At 55.9% G+C, this 15,029-nt stretch carries 13 protein-coding genes and 2 pseudogenes; 3 read left to right on the plus strand and 12 right to left on the minus strand.

All coding sequences use genetic code 11. From position 1 onward, the window contains the following. Nucleotides 1–19 precede the first annotated feature (19 nt). From RGV59_RS25490 to RGV59_RS25520, 7 genes and pseudogenes are all read right to left on the minus strand, one after another. Nucleotides 20–231 (minus strand): annotated as a pseudogene (locus RGV59_RS25490) (hypothetical protein); the annotation flags it as partial. Nucleotides 232–257: 26 nt separating this feature from the next. Beyond that, nucleotides 258–635: a hypothetical protein gene (locus RGV59_RS25495; RefSeq protein ID WP_376741862.1), complete on the minus strand. Its 378-nt coding sequence runs from the start codon at nt 633–635 to the stop codon at nt 258–260. After that, nucleotides 635–997 carry a hypothetical protein gene (locus RGV59_RS25500; RefSeq protein WP_046490582.1) on the minus strand — a complete coding sequence of 121 codons (363 nt, stop codon included), beginning with the start codon at nt 995–997 and terminating at the stop codon, nt 635–637. Before RGV59_RS25500 ends, RGV59_RS25495 begins: the two co-directional genes overlap by 1 nt. A 2-nt stretch (nt 998–999) precedes the next feature. Beyond that, a pseudogene (locus RGV59_RS25505) lies at nt 1,000–1,996 on the minus strand (hypothetical protein). Between the two features lie 136 nt (nt 1,997–2,132). Then, entirely contained in the window at nt 2,133–3,197 is a 1,065-nt protein-coding gene (locus RGV59_RS25510; protein WP_046490586.1) for a lipocalin-like domain-containing protein, read from the minus strand. Continuing rightward, complete coding sequence (locus tag RGV59_RS25515; protein WP_126587127.1) at nt 3,187–5,649, minus strand: ABC transporter permease; 2,463 nt, start codon at nt 5,647–5,649, stop codon at nt 3,187–3,189. The genes RGV59_RS25510 and RGV59_RS25515 overlap by 11 nt, the downstream gene beginning before the upstream one ends. Nucleotide 5,650: 1 nt before the next feature. Beyond that, nucleotides 5,651–6,319, minus strand: coding sequence for an ABC transporter ATP-binding protein (locus RGV59_RS25520; RefSeq protein ID WP_104902811.1), 669 nt, complete (start codon nt 6,317–6,319; stop codon nt 5,651–5,653). 279 nt (nt 6,320–6,598) lie between these two features. Here RGV59_RS25520 and RGV59_RS25525 point away from each other — a divergent pair, with 279 nt between their 5' ends. The 3 genes from RGV59_RS25525 to RGV59_RS25535 all read left to right on the plus strand — a co-directional run bounded on the left by RGV59_RS25525 (nt 6,599) and on the right by RGV59_RS25535 (nt 10,648). After that, a complete protein-coding gene (locus tag RGV59_RS25525; RefSeq protein ID WP_026140097.1) occupies nt 6,599–7,279 on the plus strand; it encodes a histidine phosphatase family protein in 681 nt (226 codons plus the stop codon). Nucleotides 7,280–7,465: 186 nt separating this feature from the next. After that, a complete protein-coding gene (gene arnT / locus RGV59_RS25530; protein ID WP_046490592.1) occupies nt 7,466–9,121 on the plus strand; it encodes a lipid IV(A) 4-amino-4-deoxy-L-arabinosyltransferase in 1,656 nt (551 codons plus the stop codon). Between the two features lie 9 nt (nt 9,122–9,130). Further along, on the plus strand, nt 9,131–10,648 hold the full coding sequence (locus RGV59_RS25535; RefSeq protein WP_126587125.1) for an ArnT family glycosyltransferase: 1,518 nt from the start codon (nt 9,131–9,133) through the stop codon (nt 10,646–10,648). A gap of 23 nt (nt 10,649–10,671) precedes the next feature. On the opposite strand, the gene RGV59_RS25540 is transcribed toward RGV59_RS25535, so the two are convergent. From RGV59_RS25540 to RGV59_RS25560, 5 genes are read right to left on the minus strand one after another with little or no spacing between them, the layout of a single operon-like run. After that, complete coding sequence (locus tag RGV59_RS25540) at nt 10,672–11,385, minus strand: AAA family ATPase (protein WP_017847537.1); 714 nt, start codon at nt 11,383–11,385, stop codon at nt 10,672–10,674. Further along, a complete protein-coding gene (locus tag RGV59_RS25545) occupies nt 11,385–12,128 on the minus strand; it encodes an ABC transporter permease (protein WP_126587123.1) in 744 nt (247 codons plus the stop codon). The genes RGV59_RS25540 and RGV59_RS25545 overlap by 1 nt, the downstream gene beginning before the upstream one ends. 8 nt (nt 12,129–12,136) lie before the next feature. Further along, nucleotides 12,137–13,339, minus strand: a complete 1,203-nt coding sequence (locus RGV59_RS25550; protein WP_126587121.1) for a YcaO-like family protein — start codon at nt 13,337–13,339, stop codon at nt 12,137–12,139. Continuing rightward, nucleotides 13,326–14,132: a SagB/ThcOx family dehydrogenase gene (locus RGV59_RS25555; protein ID WP_046490599.1), complete on the minus strand. Its 807-nt coding sequence runs from the start codon at nt 14,130–14,132 to the stop codon at nt 13,326–13,328. Before RGV59_RS25555 ends, RGV59_RS25550 begins: the two co-directional genes overlap by 14 nt. Continuing rightward, the gene (locus tag RGV59_RS25560; protein WP_256351057.1) at nt 14,129–14,989 is read right to left on the minus strand and encodes an McbB family protein; all 861 of its coding nucleotides are present in this window, start codon (nt 14,987–14,989) and stop codon (nt 14,129–14,131) included. The genes RGV59_RS25555 and RGV59_RS25560 overlap by 4 nt, the downstream gene beginning before the upstream one ends. Between the last annotated feature and the right edge of the window lie 40 nt (nt 14,990–15,029).

Below are 15,029 nucleotides of genomic sequence, written 5' to 3' on the forward strand. Positions count from 1 at the left end.
CTCTGGTTGAAAGATAAAATCACCATCGTTCTCTATGATCTTGCCGCCTAGAAACCCCACCTTCAAACTGCACCGGCCCTTGCCAGTACGGAATATCCAGGCCTTCGGGTTGACAGCTTCAGTTATGGACAGCGGCGTTGTGCAGGGTTTGGGTTGACCTTCGCGGTCGTTCCAGGTGCCGGTGAAGTAACCCGTACTGTCCTTTTTCCTTACGCGAAACAGCATCAACTGCTCAGGTGTAGGAAAACGAGCGACCACTAGAGCCAAGTGCACCAATAGCCCCAGCTAATAGCCAAAATCATCGCAAGGCGATATGGCCACACGGCCCAACGCTTAAGTGATAACGGAACGCAGGCCAACTCTTCCTCAGTCACAAGACCTTCTTTCACGTAGCGTTTTGACATTAGCAGGATATCAATCATCAGGCCCATGCGATGAAATCCGCCGAACCGCGGGTTTGGCCCCCAGAGTTGCTTACGTTTACGAACCTCTGCGTTTTCACTGAAGTAACTTTCCAGCTCGTCGAGTTTTGTACGTTTGGCAAAAAGCATCAGTCCCAGGACGACGAACGTCCCAATAATCATTACAATGGTGTAGGCAAGAAACAACGACATCGTAGCATAGGAAATATCCATCACCACTTATACCAAACGGACCAAACGCCTAATGCAACAAGCCAGATATAAGAAATGCGATATGGCCACAACGCCCAACGCTTGAGCGCTATAGGAACAGACGCCAGCTCGGCCTCGGTCACAAGACCTGCTTTCAAAAAGGGTTTTGGGTTTGATAGAAAATCAATCATCAGGCCCATCCGATGAAATCTGTCGATCCGCTGATTTCTTTTCCAAAATCGCTTATGGTAACGAACCTTTTCGTTCTCACTGAAGTAACTTTCCAACTCGTCGAGTTTTTTATATTCGGCAAATAGCATCAATCCCAAGAGGATAGACATCCCAACAAACAGCACAATGGTATAGACGAGAAAAAAATCCATAGTCAGGCCCCCTCTGGTTGAAAGATCAAATCACCATCGATCTCCATGATCTTGCCGCCCAGAAACGCACCGCTATCCCCGCCTGCATTTCCTCCTATATACCCTCCCCCGGCGCCGCCAATAATTCCACAGGCCAACTCAGCGCGTCCTTTCGCGTAAACACCCAAAAAAACCGTACATATGCGGCGCGCGGCTTTAGCTCCTACCGCTGCTCCCCAAGCACCCCCCTCTACCCCACCCGCCAACCTCCCCAGTCTCCACATACTTCGCCCGCCGACACTGCGCCTCCCGCCCCACCATACACGCCTCCTTGATCTCCAAACCCGCTGCGCCCACATCCAGCGCCAGCCCAACATAAGTGCCCTTGCCCAACCACTTCGACGTCTGCGAAATCGCCTTCAAGCGCTGTGCATACCCGGCGATCTCGCCTTTATTCAGATAGCTTTTGGTCGAAATCCCCAGCACCTTCTTCAGCGATTGATTGCCGCGCAATCCCGTGCCAAATCGTGCGGCACCGCGCAGTTGCGTGCCCAGCAGCGCCAGCAGCACTTGGCGCTGGCGGATAAACGCCTGGCGATCCAACCCGCCGGCTTTCAGGCGTTGATGCAGACGTTCGATTTCCTCCAACGTATTCACGACTTCATCCAGGTGTCGCGACCACACCGATGTCGCACTGCCGATACCTATCGAGCCATACGTCAGAAGGCTCTGCAGCAGGTCGTAGTTATCGATCATCGTCTGTGCAGCCGCAGCGTCCAGCTCCAGGTTGCGATCAATTTCCTCGGCATAACGCACCCACCAGGATTCGTTCCAGGAGCAACTGACGCTCTCGGTGTCTGGAACAATCACCATCCGCCCCGGCGTCACCCACCCGCGGCGCAGGTGATGATTCAACACATCAAAATGGTCAGAGTGTTGGCGGCTCATGCCGTGGCCCATCAGCCAGGTTTTCAAACTGCTGTAGCTGATTGGCTTGTCGTTGATGTATCCCCGCGCCATGCCTTACATCCTTGATGCGATGAAGTTGGCGTCGAAATATAAGCAAGCAAACACCGCCCCGGCACAAGTCCGAGGGGGCTAAATCACATTTGGGAAGTTGCCTACGCAGAAGAGGATCAGCACCTACAGAAAAGTGCTAATACCCGGTCATCTCCAGATACCCAACCCCGCCTTCAAACTGCACCGGTCCTTCCCAGTACGGAATATTCAGGTTCATCCAGGCCTTCGGGTTGACGGCATCGGTGGTGATATCCAGCTGCTTGCCGGGAATTTTCAGCGACCAGCGTGTGGGGATACGTCGCCCGTCGATGTCAGTGGTGGCCAGTGGCGTAAGCTGGATATCGGCATCGTGCAGGGTTTGGGTATGGCCCTCGCGGTCGATCCAGGTGCCGGTGAGATAACCCGTGCCGTCCTTTTGCCTTACGCGAAACAGCATCAACTGCTCGCCACGGTCCAGGTGCAGGGAAAACCAGTCCCAGCCGGTCTGGCCGGCGGCCAGGGGTTGGCTGCTCCACTCGCGGTCGAGCCAGGCCGGGCCCGTGACCTGGTACACCTTGCCGTCGAGGCTGACGCTGCCGTTGGCGGTGAAAAACGGCTGGCTGTAGTAGTACGAGGCCTGGCCCTGGTCGGACTTGCGGCTGTAGCCGTTGTCACCTTGCAGCACCAACGGGCGACTGGACGTCAGTTGCAAGTCGTAGGCGAATTGCGGGCCGCTGGCCTTGAGTTGCATGTCCGCCAAAGGGCCGGCGGCGCCTGGGCGGGTGGCGAAGCTCCAGTCATCGATCCACGCACTGAACGGCGCGGCCCGGGCCCCGGCCTGGCCGACGCCGCCACGGGCGTAGCGCTCGGCGGCGTAGTGCCGGGTGGCCGAGGTGACGGCGGCGTGGCCGAGCCAGATCGTTGAGTCGTGCCAGCCCAGTTGCGTCGGCCCGGCCTTGAGGGCATTGCGAAACAAGGTCCATTGCACGCCGAACACATGGCCCTGGGCGTCTTGCAGGTTGGCGGTGACGTACCACCACTCGATGCGAAAACCGGCGTGAGGGCCGTGGTCCTCGGGAAAAGCGAAGACCTTGCCGGGCACCACCTGGGCAAAATCCGCCGCATCACTGCCCAGGCCGGCGAAACTTTCCTCGGGCGCGGGGGCTTTGTCACAGCCGCTCACCAGCAACAGAGCGAGGCACAGCAGCGCCTTAATCTTCATGGGCAAACGTCCTCAACAAATCCGCCGGGCGACTGCGGTACAACTGCCACAGCGGCCATGCCGACGCCAGCAACGTGGCCAGCAACGCCAGCCCCAGTAGTTGCGCCAGCTGCCAGGGAAAAATATGCAACGGCAGGCGCCAGCCAAATGCCTGCACATTGATCACCGCATCCAGGCACCACGCCAACAGCAACCCCAAGGGCAACGCCAGCAGCAGCGTCAGCACCGCGAGCAGCCAGGTCTGTCCCAGGTTGAGCAGCATCAATTGTCGGCGCGTCACGCCCAATGCCCACAGCGGGGCGAGTTGGCCGAGGCGGCTTTGGCTCTGGGTCAGCAGGCTGATGAACAGCGCCACGCCCGCCACGCCCAGCGTCAGGCTGTTCAAGGCGGCGGTGGCGGCAAAGGTGCGCTCGAACACTTGGCTCGACCAACCCTTGAGGGTCTGTTGGTCAACGATACGGCTGTCGTCCAAGGTGAACTCGCGCTGCACCTCATGCACCAGCGGCGCCACGTTTTGCGGCAGTACGCGCAGGTTGAAGCGCGCCGGCGACAGCGTCGGCCAATGCGCCAACAGGTGCTGCGCATTGACCAGCACGTGGCCCTTGGGGTTGCCATAGTCGGCGTAGATCCCCACCACCTGCGGCGACCACACACCGTCGGGCGTGGGGATGTTGACGGCGTCGCCCACTTGCACATTCAAGCGCCGCGCCAGTTGCTCGCTGAGCATCAGCGTGTCACTGCGCAGCAACTGGTCCCACGGCGCGATCACGGCTTCGAGCAACGGCCAGTGCTGGCGATAGGTCGGCGCGTCGACCACGCCAAACACATCCGCCGGCCAGCCCTGTAATTGCACGGCGACCTGCCAGGTGGGCAGCACCGCCTGCACCAGCGGTTGTTGCGTGAGCCAGGTATTCAAGCGGTCGGCCTGGGCCGGGGTGCTTGGGTTGAGGTACAGCTCGGCGGTGAGGCGTTGTTCCAGCCAATTGCTGAAGGTCAGGCGAAAACCCGAGGTCATGGAACCCGCGCCGATGTTGGCCGCCAGCGCCAACAGCAACGCCATCAGCGCCAGGCTCAAGGCCGGCAACTGTTGGCGGCAGTCGGCGAGAAACCACTGCCCGAGCACCGAGCGGCTGCGTCCCAGCAGCGCTTTCAACAGCGCATTGAGCAGCACCGGCAGCCCCAACGCGGCACCGAGCAGCAAGGCCGCCATCAGCACAAATCCGGCAGCCAGGCTGTTACCCCACCATAGCGCCAACAACGCGATCAGCAACGCCGCACTCGCCACCCGGCCCTGACGCCGCAACCAGCGCCCATGGGCCTCATGCCAGGCCTGAGGGTTGGCCAACGCCAGCAACGGCAAGCGCGCCGCGCGCCACACACTGCCGGCCCCGGCGAGCAACGCCCCGAGCAGGCTCAGGCCCAACCCGGCGAGCCACCACCACGGGCTGAGGCTCAACTGCCCTGGCACTTCAGCGCCGTACAGGCCGCGCAGGCTGGCGGCCACATCCGGCAGTAAGACACTGGCGAGCACATAGCCGCTGGCGACACCGAGCACACCGCCAAGCAGGGCCAGGGCGCCCAGTTCCATGCCCAGGCCGAGGAGCAACATCCGCCCGCTGACCCCGCAAGCACGCAAGGTGCGCAGCAGCCCGCGCCGCTGTTCCAGGGCCAGGCCGATGGCGGCATGGACGATAAACAGCCCGACCACAAAGGATAAAAAACCCAGCGCATCCAGGTTCAGGTGAAAGCTTTCGGTGAGGCGCGCGAGGTTATTGTCCTGCGCCTGTTTGAGTTGCAGTCCGGCCGGCGGCGTGGGATGGGTGGCGGCGAACGATGTGTCGAGCAACAACCGCGACAGGCGCCCCGGCATGTCCAGCAACGGTTGGGCAAAACCGATGTCGGTCAGCAACAGGCCGGGGGCCATGTCCGCTTGAACCTGCAACGGCGGCAAGGCTTGCCCGCTGGCCGTCAGCGGCCGTTCACCGGCCTGCAACCCCAGTGCCTGCAAGGTGTGCGGGGCGATCCAGGTGCGCCCCGGCGGGTCGAAGAATGCGACCATTTGCGCCTGGCTCAAGCGCTGCCCCGCCACCGCGCCGCTGCCGGGCAGCGACACCGGATCGATGCCCATCAATTGCAGGCGCCGGTCCTCATGCCCCTTGAGCTGCACCCGCCCTTGCACCACCGGCGACACCGGCCAGCCGGCGCGGCGCAACTGGGCAAACAGCGCCTGGGGGAAGCTGGCACCGTCGGGCATGCTGAGGCTGGCCTGGGGTTCGCCGCCGATCAACTGACTGGCTCGGGCGTAGCTGTCCCGCGCCTGGCTGTTGAGCGCTTGCACCCCGGTCAGCAGCGCGGTGGCCAGCCACAGCCCGGTCAGCACACTGAAAAACTGCACGGGGTGGCGCCGCCAGTGGCTGAGCAACGCGCGTAAAGTCCAATAGAACACCGCCATCTCAGCCGACGTCCGCAGGCAGCACGTGGCCGCGGTGCAACACCACCTGCCGGTCGAGCCGTGCGGCAATGCGCGGGCTGTGAGTGACCATCAACAAGCTGGTGGGGGTGTCGCGCAACAGGTCCAGCAGCAGTTGCAGCACCTCATCGCTGGTGGTCTCATCCAGATTGCCCGTCGGTTCGTCCGCCAGCAGCAAGCCGGGTCGAGACGCCAGCGCCCGCCCCACCGCCACCCGTTGCTGCTGGCCGCCGGAGAGTTGTTCCGGGTAGCGCTTGAGCAGATCCCCCAGGCCCAGACGCTCGACCAACTGCGCTTGCCAACGCGGATCAAAGCGCCCCGCCAGGCGCGCCTGGAACGCCAGGTTGTCGTCGACGCGCAAGCTGCCGATCAGGTTGAACTGCTGGAACACTAGGCCGATCTCAGTGCGCCGCCAATCGGCCAACTGCCGCTCGCTCATCTGATCCAGACGCTGCTCACCCACGCAGATACTGCCGCCGTCGACACGATCCAAGCCGGCCACCAGGTGCAACAGCGTGCTTTTCCCGCTGCCGGACTCGCCCATCAGCGCCAGGCTGCCACCCTGCGCCAAGTGCAGATCAACCCCGGCCAATACCGTCAGCGGGCCCTGCGCAGTGACGTAGCATTTATGGACACCTTGCACTTGCAACATGGGAACGCTCGCTCGCCAGTGGACTGCAATCGAGGATAACGGCTGACCGCCCTCGCCACGCAAATTTTTCACATACATTTCACCGGTTACCTACCGACCACCGAATAAAGTGCCGAACAAGCGTCAATAACGCTCAACTTATTAGTTGTCGGCATACATAACTTTTAACGCTCCAGTTTTCAGCAAAAAGACAGCAACTGTATGACAGGCTCTTGCTCCACTACGGGCCCAGTCAAACGGTTGTGCCTGACTAATAAAAAGCTGCCTGACATCCCCACGGTGAATAGTGTGGTTAACCTGACCCTGACCAAACCGCGTTCGTATCAAGCTCGGGCAAAACGCCTGAAAAAACTCTGGCTGGGCACGACAGCGCTCGCCCTGTTCGGCACATTGCTGACAGGTTTGCTGGCCTGGCCTGTATCGCCACCGGACCTGAGCACGGCCAATCGCCTGCTGACCTCAGGTCTGCTGGCTAATTGGCGCGATGGCAATCTGGTGGTGCTGGTCCGCCATGAAGAACGCTGTGACCGTTCCTCCAATCCTTGCTTCGGCCCCGCCGATGGCCTGACGATCAACGGCACCCAACAGGCCGTCGAAATCGGCAAAGCCTTTAAAATACTGGGCATGGAGGGTACAGACGTGTTCAGCAGCCCGACCACCCGCACCGCCCAGACCTCGCTGTTCATGTTTGGCAAGACCGAACTGTCGCCAAGCCCGCTATCGATCTGCGGCGATGCCATGGGTGAGGAAATTCTCAGCCACAAGCAACCCGGGCACAACTTTTTGCTGATTACCCACAGCGCCTGCATCAGCGACATCGAACGGGACCTCGGCTTCCCCCACGCCAAATCCACCGAATACGGCAGCGCGTTATTCGTCAAGGTGCTGGGCAACGGCAAGCTCAAGGCCGTGGGCATTATAAACAGCGGAGACTGGCCAGAGGCGCTCAAGCAACTTTAGACACTTTTACCTACACAAGAGGCAGATGTTCAGCCAAACGACAGCCAACTTCTGGCATGTTTAACTGCGCCTGTTAGTTAAGGACGTCATGAATACTTTCAGCCCATTAGTGAACACTGTGACCTTTTATCGCACTTTTTCCTTATATCCTTTTCCTGCACTTAAACGTCAAGGAGCGACGTTCGCATGACCCGATTCAAACCCCTTCCCTTACTGCTACTGGCCTTCGTCGCGTTTTATCTCCTGCCCCTGGGCCTGCACGGTCTATGGATACCCGATGAAACCCGCTACGCCCAGATCAGCCAGGAAATGCTCATGAGCGGCAATTGGACCGCACCGCATTTCATGGGCGTGCGTTATTTTGAAAAACCCGCCGCCGGCTACTGGCTGATCGCCCTCGGTCAGGCGGTGTTCGGCCAGAACCTATTCGGTGTGCGGATCGCCTCCGCGTTGGCCGGCGGCCTGAGCGTGCTGCTGGCCTACCTGATCGCCCGCCGCCTGTGGAACGACCCGCGCAAAAGCTTCGCCTGCGCCCTGCTCTACTTGAGCTTCGGCCTGGTGGCGGGGCAAGCCGGCTACTCCAATCTTGATCCGCAGTTCACCTTCTGGGTCAACCTCAGCCTGGTAGCGCTGTGGTTTGCCCTCGACAGCCGCACCCCGCGAGCCCGACTCGGCGCTTGGGCCGTGCTGGGGCTGGCCTGCGCGATGGGCTTCATGACCAAGGGCTTCCTCGCGTGGCTGCTGCCGGTACTGATTGCCGTGCCTTATATGCTCTGGCAGCGGCGCCTGGGTGAGTTGCTGCGGTACGGCCCGCTGGCGATCGTCGTGGCAGTCCTGGTGTGCCTGCCGTGGGTGTGGGCGGTCCATGTGCAGGAACCTGACTACTGGAATTTCTTCTTCTGGCACGAGCACATCCGCCGTTTTGCTTCGGGCACTGCACAACATGCGCGGCCGTGGTGGTTCTTCCTGCCGATCATGGTCGTCTCGTGCCTGCCCTGGGCGGGGTTGCTACCGACCACGCTGCACCAGACCTGGAAAGAAAAGCGCCAACCGGCGACGGCCTTTCTCGCCCTGTGGATGCTGCTGCCGCTGGGTTTCTTCAGCCTGAGCAGCGGCAAGCTGCCGACCTACATCATGCCGTGCCTGTTACCGCTGGCGTTGTTGATGGGGCATGCCTTGATCGATGCGATACAGCAGGGCAAAACCCGCGCGATCTGCATCAACGGCCTGCTCAACTTCGTACTTGGCATGGCCGCGATGGTGACGTTGATCTGTCTGCAGATCGGCGACCCGCTGTACGGCAACAGCCACGCGGAGATGTTCAGCCTGTCGTTGACCTTCATTGTGCTGCTGGGCTGGGTGCTGACCAACCTGCTGCAAGCCTTTCGCCCGCTGACACTCTGGGCGACGCCGGCCCTGGGCATCGGTTTGCTGGTGCTACTCCTGCCAGCGGGCATGCCGGCGCGGATATCGAATAACGAAATGCCCGATCAGTTCGTGCTTGAACACCTGGATGAACTGCAGCAAACCCAAGCACTGCTGAGCAACGAGTTAGGCTCGGCATCCGCACTGGCCTGGCGCCTGAACCGGTCGGATGTCGCGTTTTATGACACCGAAGGCGAGCTGCAATATGGCCTGCAATACCCAGACGCCATACACCGCAAGGTCGGGCTGGATGACGTCCAGTCGTGGCTGGCCGAAGCCCGCCGCCAAGGCGCGGTCGGGGTGCTGATGCGCGTCAGGAGCACCAGCGAACACCTTGAGGAAGGGCAACTGCCACCCGGCGGCAAGCGCTATCGCAAGGGCGACCTGGTGCTCACCCTTTATCCAAAACTCCCTTAGGAACCGTCCATGAGTGTCTGGAAAACCGAACGTGGCGCCCTGCTGCTATTGCTGGGCGTGTCGGCCCTGCTCCTGCTGCTGGGCCTGGGCAGTCGCGACCTATGGGGGCCCGAAACCCGTTGGGCGAACATCGTCGTGCAGATGCTGCAAAGCGGTGACTACTTCGATCCGTACCTCAAAGGCACGCCGTATTACGACAAGCCTTTGCCCTCCTACTGGCTGATCAGCGGGTTTGCCAACCTGATGGGCGGCCTGGGGCCGTGGTCGCTGCGCCTGTCGTCGGTGATTGCCGGATGGTTGAGCATCTGGCTGGTGTACCTGATCGGCGAGCGCCTGTTTCGCAAAGGCACCGGGCTGATTGCCGGGTGGATGCTCGCCACCACCTTCTACTTCCTGTTCTGGGCGCGCGTGGCCACGGCGGATGTGCTCACGGTGTGCGGCGTGCTGGCGGCGGTGTGGTGGTACTGGCGCGGGCCGGATGACACACGGTTGTGGCGCTACACGGTGTTTTTCCTGCTGTTGGCCGCGACCTCGCTGTTCAAGGGCTTGATCGGTTTTGTGCTGCCGGGCCTGGTGCTGCTGCCGCATCTGCTCAGCGAGCACCGCTACAAACGTCACCTCAACCTGCGCCTGGTGCTGGCCCTGTTGATTGCCGCCGGGTGCTATGCCATCCCCTTCGTGCTGTCGCACTTCTACGGAGCGCCGACCTACGGCGAAAGCGGGCTGGCTCTGGTATTCCGCGAAAACGTCGTGCGTTTCTTCGACCCCTTCGACCACATGGGGCCGATCTACACCTATCTGATCTACCTGCCCGCCTACACCCTGCCCTGGGCACCGTGCTGGTTGCTCGGCCTGTGGCTGGCCGTGCGGCATTGGCGCCAGACCCCGCCCAACGTGCGCTGGCTGGTATGGGGCCTGGGCCTGCTGTTCGTGTTCTTCACCGCCAGCGGCAGCCGCCGCAGTTACTACGTGCTGCCGCTGGTCCCGTTCGCCCAGTTGCTGGGAGCCTGGTGGCTGAGCGAACGGCTGGCGAAAAAAACCGCCAGCTGGCCGCGCTGGCAGAAAGGCTTTGGCATTGCCGCCGCACTGATGCTGTTGGTGCTCGGCGTGGTGTACCCGTGGACCAACGGCAACGGCGGCGTGACGCGTCTCGTCGAGGACGTGCAAGCTCAAGCCGAGAAGACCGCGCCATGGAACCAATGGCAAATGGTGCTGGTGGAAGTCGATAACAAACTGCCGATGTACCTGCAAAACGGCGGTCAGCCGTTCTACTACATCGCCGAAACCCAGGACTTCCCCCGCCAGGGCGACAGCGCTGCGTTCATGACCTGGCTGGAACACACCAGCGGCCGCCGCTTCGATCCGCAACACACGATTATCATCGCGCAGTACTCCAAGGACGATCCCACGCCCCTGGCCTACCTGGGCGCGGATCATCAGGTGATCACCACCCAGCCTGACAATGGCGAGCGGCTGTTTCACCAGCGTGCGGGGGGGAGCGTGGCGTTTATCCCGATGAGGAAATAACCGGGCTTCACGAGTGCCTGCCTTTAACCTTTTGGCAGGCTCGCCGCATGAATAAATGCCTCATCCAAACTGGATGCACCATATGCGTTCATGAAACCCTGCGCATCAGTGAAGCGATTGAAACGCTGCTGACTCAGCATGTAAAAGTCATCGCAGTGAGCAACGATCTCATCGACGTTATGCGATGAAACTAAAACAGCGACACCTTCTGCAGCAGCCCCCTCCAGGCATTTCCAGATGTGATAACGAAACTCAGGGTCGACACCTGCGGTGGGCTCATCCAGTATCACCAGATCTGCGTTAACGGAGAGTAGGGATAATGTAAAAAACCATCGCTTTTCTCCGTAACTGCAAAGGGAGGATTTTTTCTTCCATATTTCACAATAGCGTTCAGCTATCCCCGGACTCCATTTCTCAATTTTTTCCAGCGCGTGCTTTTGTGTGACTTTTGTATCGGAGCAAAATAGCATCATCATCTTAAAAACATCAAACATACGCAGCACCGGCGGCGTAGCAATGATTTGCGATAGATAAAGCAGCCTTGAGAACGAATTAGATATCTCACCGGAGTTTATTTTTTTCAGACGACACACCGCATCAAAAAAAGTCGTTTTACCAGAACCATTAGGTCCTAACAGGCCTGAGATCGATCCAGCCTCGATCGTCAATGACGCGTTTTCAAACACGACATGACGCGCGTACTTGATACCAAGTGATTTTACGACAAGCCGCTTCATCAATAACGACTCCAAACTGGGTTAATGCGCAAAAAACGTAAGGTTGTCAAAAATGAAAGAATAAAAAAACACATAACCGCTATAACAAGGAGTAAACATTCGGCGACACCGACCAATATAATCCGATTAGCCCACCACATCGGGTTGAGAAACCTAATCACTTCAAATAGCGGGTGAGACGAATTCATACCGACAATTCCGAGTGCCAGCATCAGGAAAGACAATATAGAGAACAGCGTGTTGGCATTTTGAAAGCCTATCGGAATCAACGTCAACAGAAGCGAGGGAATGGAAAACAGGAGAAAGCATATATAGAACCTTGCAAGAACAGTAAGAAACTCAGCCACCTCCATCACACCAAAGTAATTTCGCGTAAACAAATAAAAAGCTGAGCAATAGATAATTGACATAACAGAATAGGCAAAAAATTGCCCGACAAGAAAGACAGCCTTTGTACGCCAGGTATATACGAAAGACCTTAGAAAGCCACTCTCTCTTCTCCCCACTATATAAAAAGCCAAGCCAAAGAGAGCAACACTCGACGATACGAACGCATAAAACCACGAGGTACTATCCAGATAACTTTTAGGTACTTCGCCACCACCCGCCCTAGCATAGCTTATCAAATAGAAAGTTACCGCAGGAGATATAACGATCCAAAACAGGGCGACGGGCTCCTTTAACTGCTCTTTAATAAATAGTCCCGCCAACAAAAACGGCTTATACAAAGGGTAGTATTTCATCACTCACCTCAGGGAAACGGCACCATTTTCTCCAAGCGTGACGGCAGTATCGCGCCAGCAAATTCCTTGGAGTACTTATTGCTCAGATTTATATTTTGTGAATTGTTCATATGAAGAAAAAGATCAGGCGAAACGTATTTACTAAAAACACAGCCAACACCATTAACCATCGAACGCCTTACATAAAAATAACCTAAAACACCCTGTTCATTTAACGCAGACAAAAAACCGGGCAACGTAAACTCCACCGGCGATACCGACCTCTTTCCGTCAGCAACAACCTGAACATCAATAATCTCCTGATACGTTTTATATAAATTACATTCTAAAAAATATCGTAAATAGTAGTCCTCAATCCGTTTCTCATCAGAATCAACAGACTTAAACAAATCCATAAATCGATAAGTTTGCCAAAGCTCCAGTATTGATTTTTCAAGCGCATCACTAACCGTCGCCGAATAGGACATTCCTGCGCAATAATTCACATGATGATTTTCCTTGCTTTGGCCATACACAACCAATATGCAAACACCCGGAAATCTAGCATCAGAAATATCAAACACCGAGATCTCACCCGCAGAAATAAGAGCATGATATAAGTGCCTGATTTTTTTGCACGACAATAGCTCTAACGCTCGATCAGTGGACACTACGGAGCGACATTTTTTCGTCAACCAAAACCTTACAAGGAATTGCCGCTCAAGATACTCCTTCACGGCGCCTAAAAAAGCTAAATTGGGGCACCAATGGAAACTGCACCCACAGGTATCTCTCAGCGGATAAATAAAATTATCATCATCAAGACCATATGAAGAAAGAGAAATACAGACTGTGGGAATCAAGCACATAGAGAAATCTAGAGCTCTCACAACCTTACTTAAAGTAAATTTATGCTCTTCAACCTCCCTAATAGAAACTTTTCTAGATGCCGTCTGAATAAACGCACGGGCAAAGCTATTAACTTCTGCGCCCGTCAATGACTCACTGAGAAAACCATACTTACTCGAAAGAATTTCTCTATAAAAATGACGACGTTCAAAATATTCACCTAAGGCAGTTTTGATTGAATTCGAACCTCCCCCCACGCCGGACCCATTTACCGATAGCGCATCAGATACTTCTACAGAGTGTGGTAACGCGAGCAATCCTGCGGGCTGAAACAGCAATGAACCAGGCAGGTCTGGCTTCTGCATTAAATTAATAACTTTCATGCTGCCTGCCTATAAAATGAACACACATAGGAAAGAACAGGGCTGGATTCAACCCTAGCACCTTACAAAGCATAGAATCTGTATACGCAGACCAGAGTCGGCATGCCAGTCCCAGAGATTTAGCTTGGAGTTCCACCAGCATGTAAATTGAGCCAATTTCCATCAGCGCCATTCGGTAGCCACGATACCGGTACTTGAACAAGTTCTTCGGCATATAGGCAACGTAAATCAGAGCCAAACTGGGGCTGCCAATATCATTGGGCGGAGTCAGGATGGCCGCTTTGAGTTTTTCAAGATCAGTCTCAACCTGCATCACTTCAAACCTTCTAGACTTTGGAAGTAAATGCAGAATCTTTCCCGCACCCGGCCAGGTACTACATTCATTAGAAAGAGAACAAAGAAAAACTTCGGCCGGGTAAAGCGCCCCACCACTTGGATAGCCCCTCTTGTAAGATTCCGTATTCATTGATAGCAATGGACTAACCAACTTTTCGACGTCTGCAAACTCCAACTCTCCTGGCACAAATCTCTCACAAGACTCATTTCGGCATAGCAGCCCTTTCCTGTGTTCATCGGAGAGCTTTAGTTCAACCGTCAAATCCATGTCAGGATAGAGAACCAATTCGTTCCCTGTTAATTGTGCAAGATGCCCCTCATCCAGAAAATGCAAGCTGGTGTGATGTTGAAATGCCTTATGGAGAGTAAAATTACCCTTACTATGAAATTCAAGTACCTCTTCATAGACCGACGCATCTATAAACCTGAGATAATAATCATGCGGGACTTTTTTCATATTTCCGCCCCCAAACAATCACACATATACCAGTGCGAGTTCGGCTCTTCAAAAATCCTACCATCACTTAACTGGAGGTATGTCGCATACAGAATATTATCCTGATACTTGCGCACCATGCCAACATCAGTAAAAAACTTAACGTTCCTGACTATAGCACCGATCACAATCAATTCTTGATAAAGACTTAATGCCTTGAAAGGCACACTGACATGCTTTCCTTTACAAAATGCCAGAACGCTTGCCCAGTTATTTTTAGAATGCGTAACAGACTCATTATTGACCAGCCTGTCAACGGTGCAAAAATGGCAAGGATTTCCGATTTCTGCAATATATGGCTGTCCTATACAAAAAAAACCACCCATCGGCCAACAAACGCTAATAGCACTTTGTGGCGAAGCTTTCGCCAAATCAAAATGCAGCTTCTTTATAGAATCATATTCATAACCATAACATATCAACACCACAAAACATCTGCCGCCTCTAACGGACTCAACGACGTCGTTTGAAAACTCTTTGAACTCTAAAACCCCAGAAAACTCCTGCCTAAAAACATCCTCAAAAAAGCCTTTCCTTCCCAAAGAGTGCACAACCACTGTCTTTTCAAAATATAATTCCTCAACAGCGCCAAAAGGAATGATCCCCTTCAAAAATTCAAACGCACTGTTTGCCTCCAGACCATTTTCAGAAAGTACCTCGTCCACATCGTCCTTGGTCATAACACTCGACAGTTTAAGCTGCCGAAGTGCTTTCAGCAGCGGTTGCGAGTGCACCTTTGAAACACCCATATCAGAGATAATTAAGCTTTCCGTTTCAAAATTCAAAATTTCATAGTTAGGTATGGTTATATTCATCATGCATTCCCCTGTAGAGGTTTTCTAGCCTCCGCCGGAAAAC

Origin of the sequence: Pseudomonas sp. FG1, from assembly GCF_034313875.1 — a bacterium.
GTDB lineage: Bacteria > Pseudomonadota > Gammaproteobacteria > Pseudomonadales > Pseudomonadaceae > Aquipseudomonas > Aquipseudomonas veronii.

What these genes read in the sequence shown, in the direction of transcription:
- RGV59_RS25510 (WP_046490586.1), bottom strand. Translation starts at nt 3,197, where the DNA reads ATGAAGATTAAGGCGCTGCTGTGCCTCGCTCTGTTGCTGGTGAGCGGC.
- RGV59_RS25560 (WP_256351057.1), bottom strand. Translation starts at nt 14,989, where the DNA reads ATGATGAATATAACCATACCTAACTATGAAATTTTGAATTTTGAAACG.
- RGV59_RS25500 (WP_046490582.1), bottom strand. Translation starts at nt 997, where the DNA reads ATGGATTTTTTTCTCGTCTATACCATTGTGCTGTTTGTTGGGATGTCT.
- RGV59_RS25555 (WP_046490599.1), bottom strand. Translation starts at nt 14,132, where the DNA reads ATGAAAAAAGTCCCGCATGATTATTATCTCAGGTTTATAGATGCGTCG.
- RGV59_RS25545 (WP_126587123.1), bottom strand. Translation starts at nt 12,128, where the DNA reads ATGAAATACTACCCTTTGTATAAGCCGTTTTTGTTGGCGGGACTATTT.
- RGV59_RS25495 (WP_376741862.1), bottom strand. Translation starts at nt 635, where the DNA reads ATGGATATTTCCTATGCTACGATGTCGTTGTTTCTTGCCTACACCATT.
- RGV59_RS25550 (WP_126587121.1), bottom strand. Translation starts at nt 13,339, where the DNA reads ATGAAAGTTATTAATTTAATGCAGAAGCCAGACCTGCCTGGTTCATTG.
- RGV59_RS25515 (WP_126587127.1), bottom strand. Translation starts at nt 5,649, where the DNA reads ATGGCGGTGTTCTATTGGACTTTACGCGCGTTGCTCAGCCACTGGCGG.
- arnT (WP_046490592.1), top strand. Translation starts at nt 7,466, where the DNA reads ATGACCCGATTCAAACCCCTTCCCTTACTGCTACTGGCCTTCGTCGCG.
- RGV59_RS25535 (WP_126587125.1), top strand. Translation starts at nt 9,131, where the DNA reads ATGAGTGTCTGGAAAACCGAACGTGGCGCCCTGCTGCTATTGCTGGGC.
- RGV59_RS25540 (WP_017847537.1), bottom strand. Translation starts at nt 11,385, where the DNA reads ATGAAGCGGCTTGTCGTAAAATCACTTGGTATCAAGTACGCGCGTCAT.
- RGV59_RS25520 (WP_104902811.1), bottom strand. Translation starts at nt 6,319, where the DNA reads ATGTTGCAAGTGCAAGGTGTCCATAAATGCTACGTCACTGCGCAGGGC.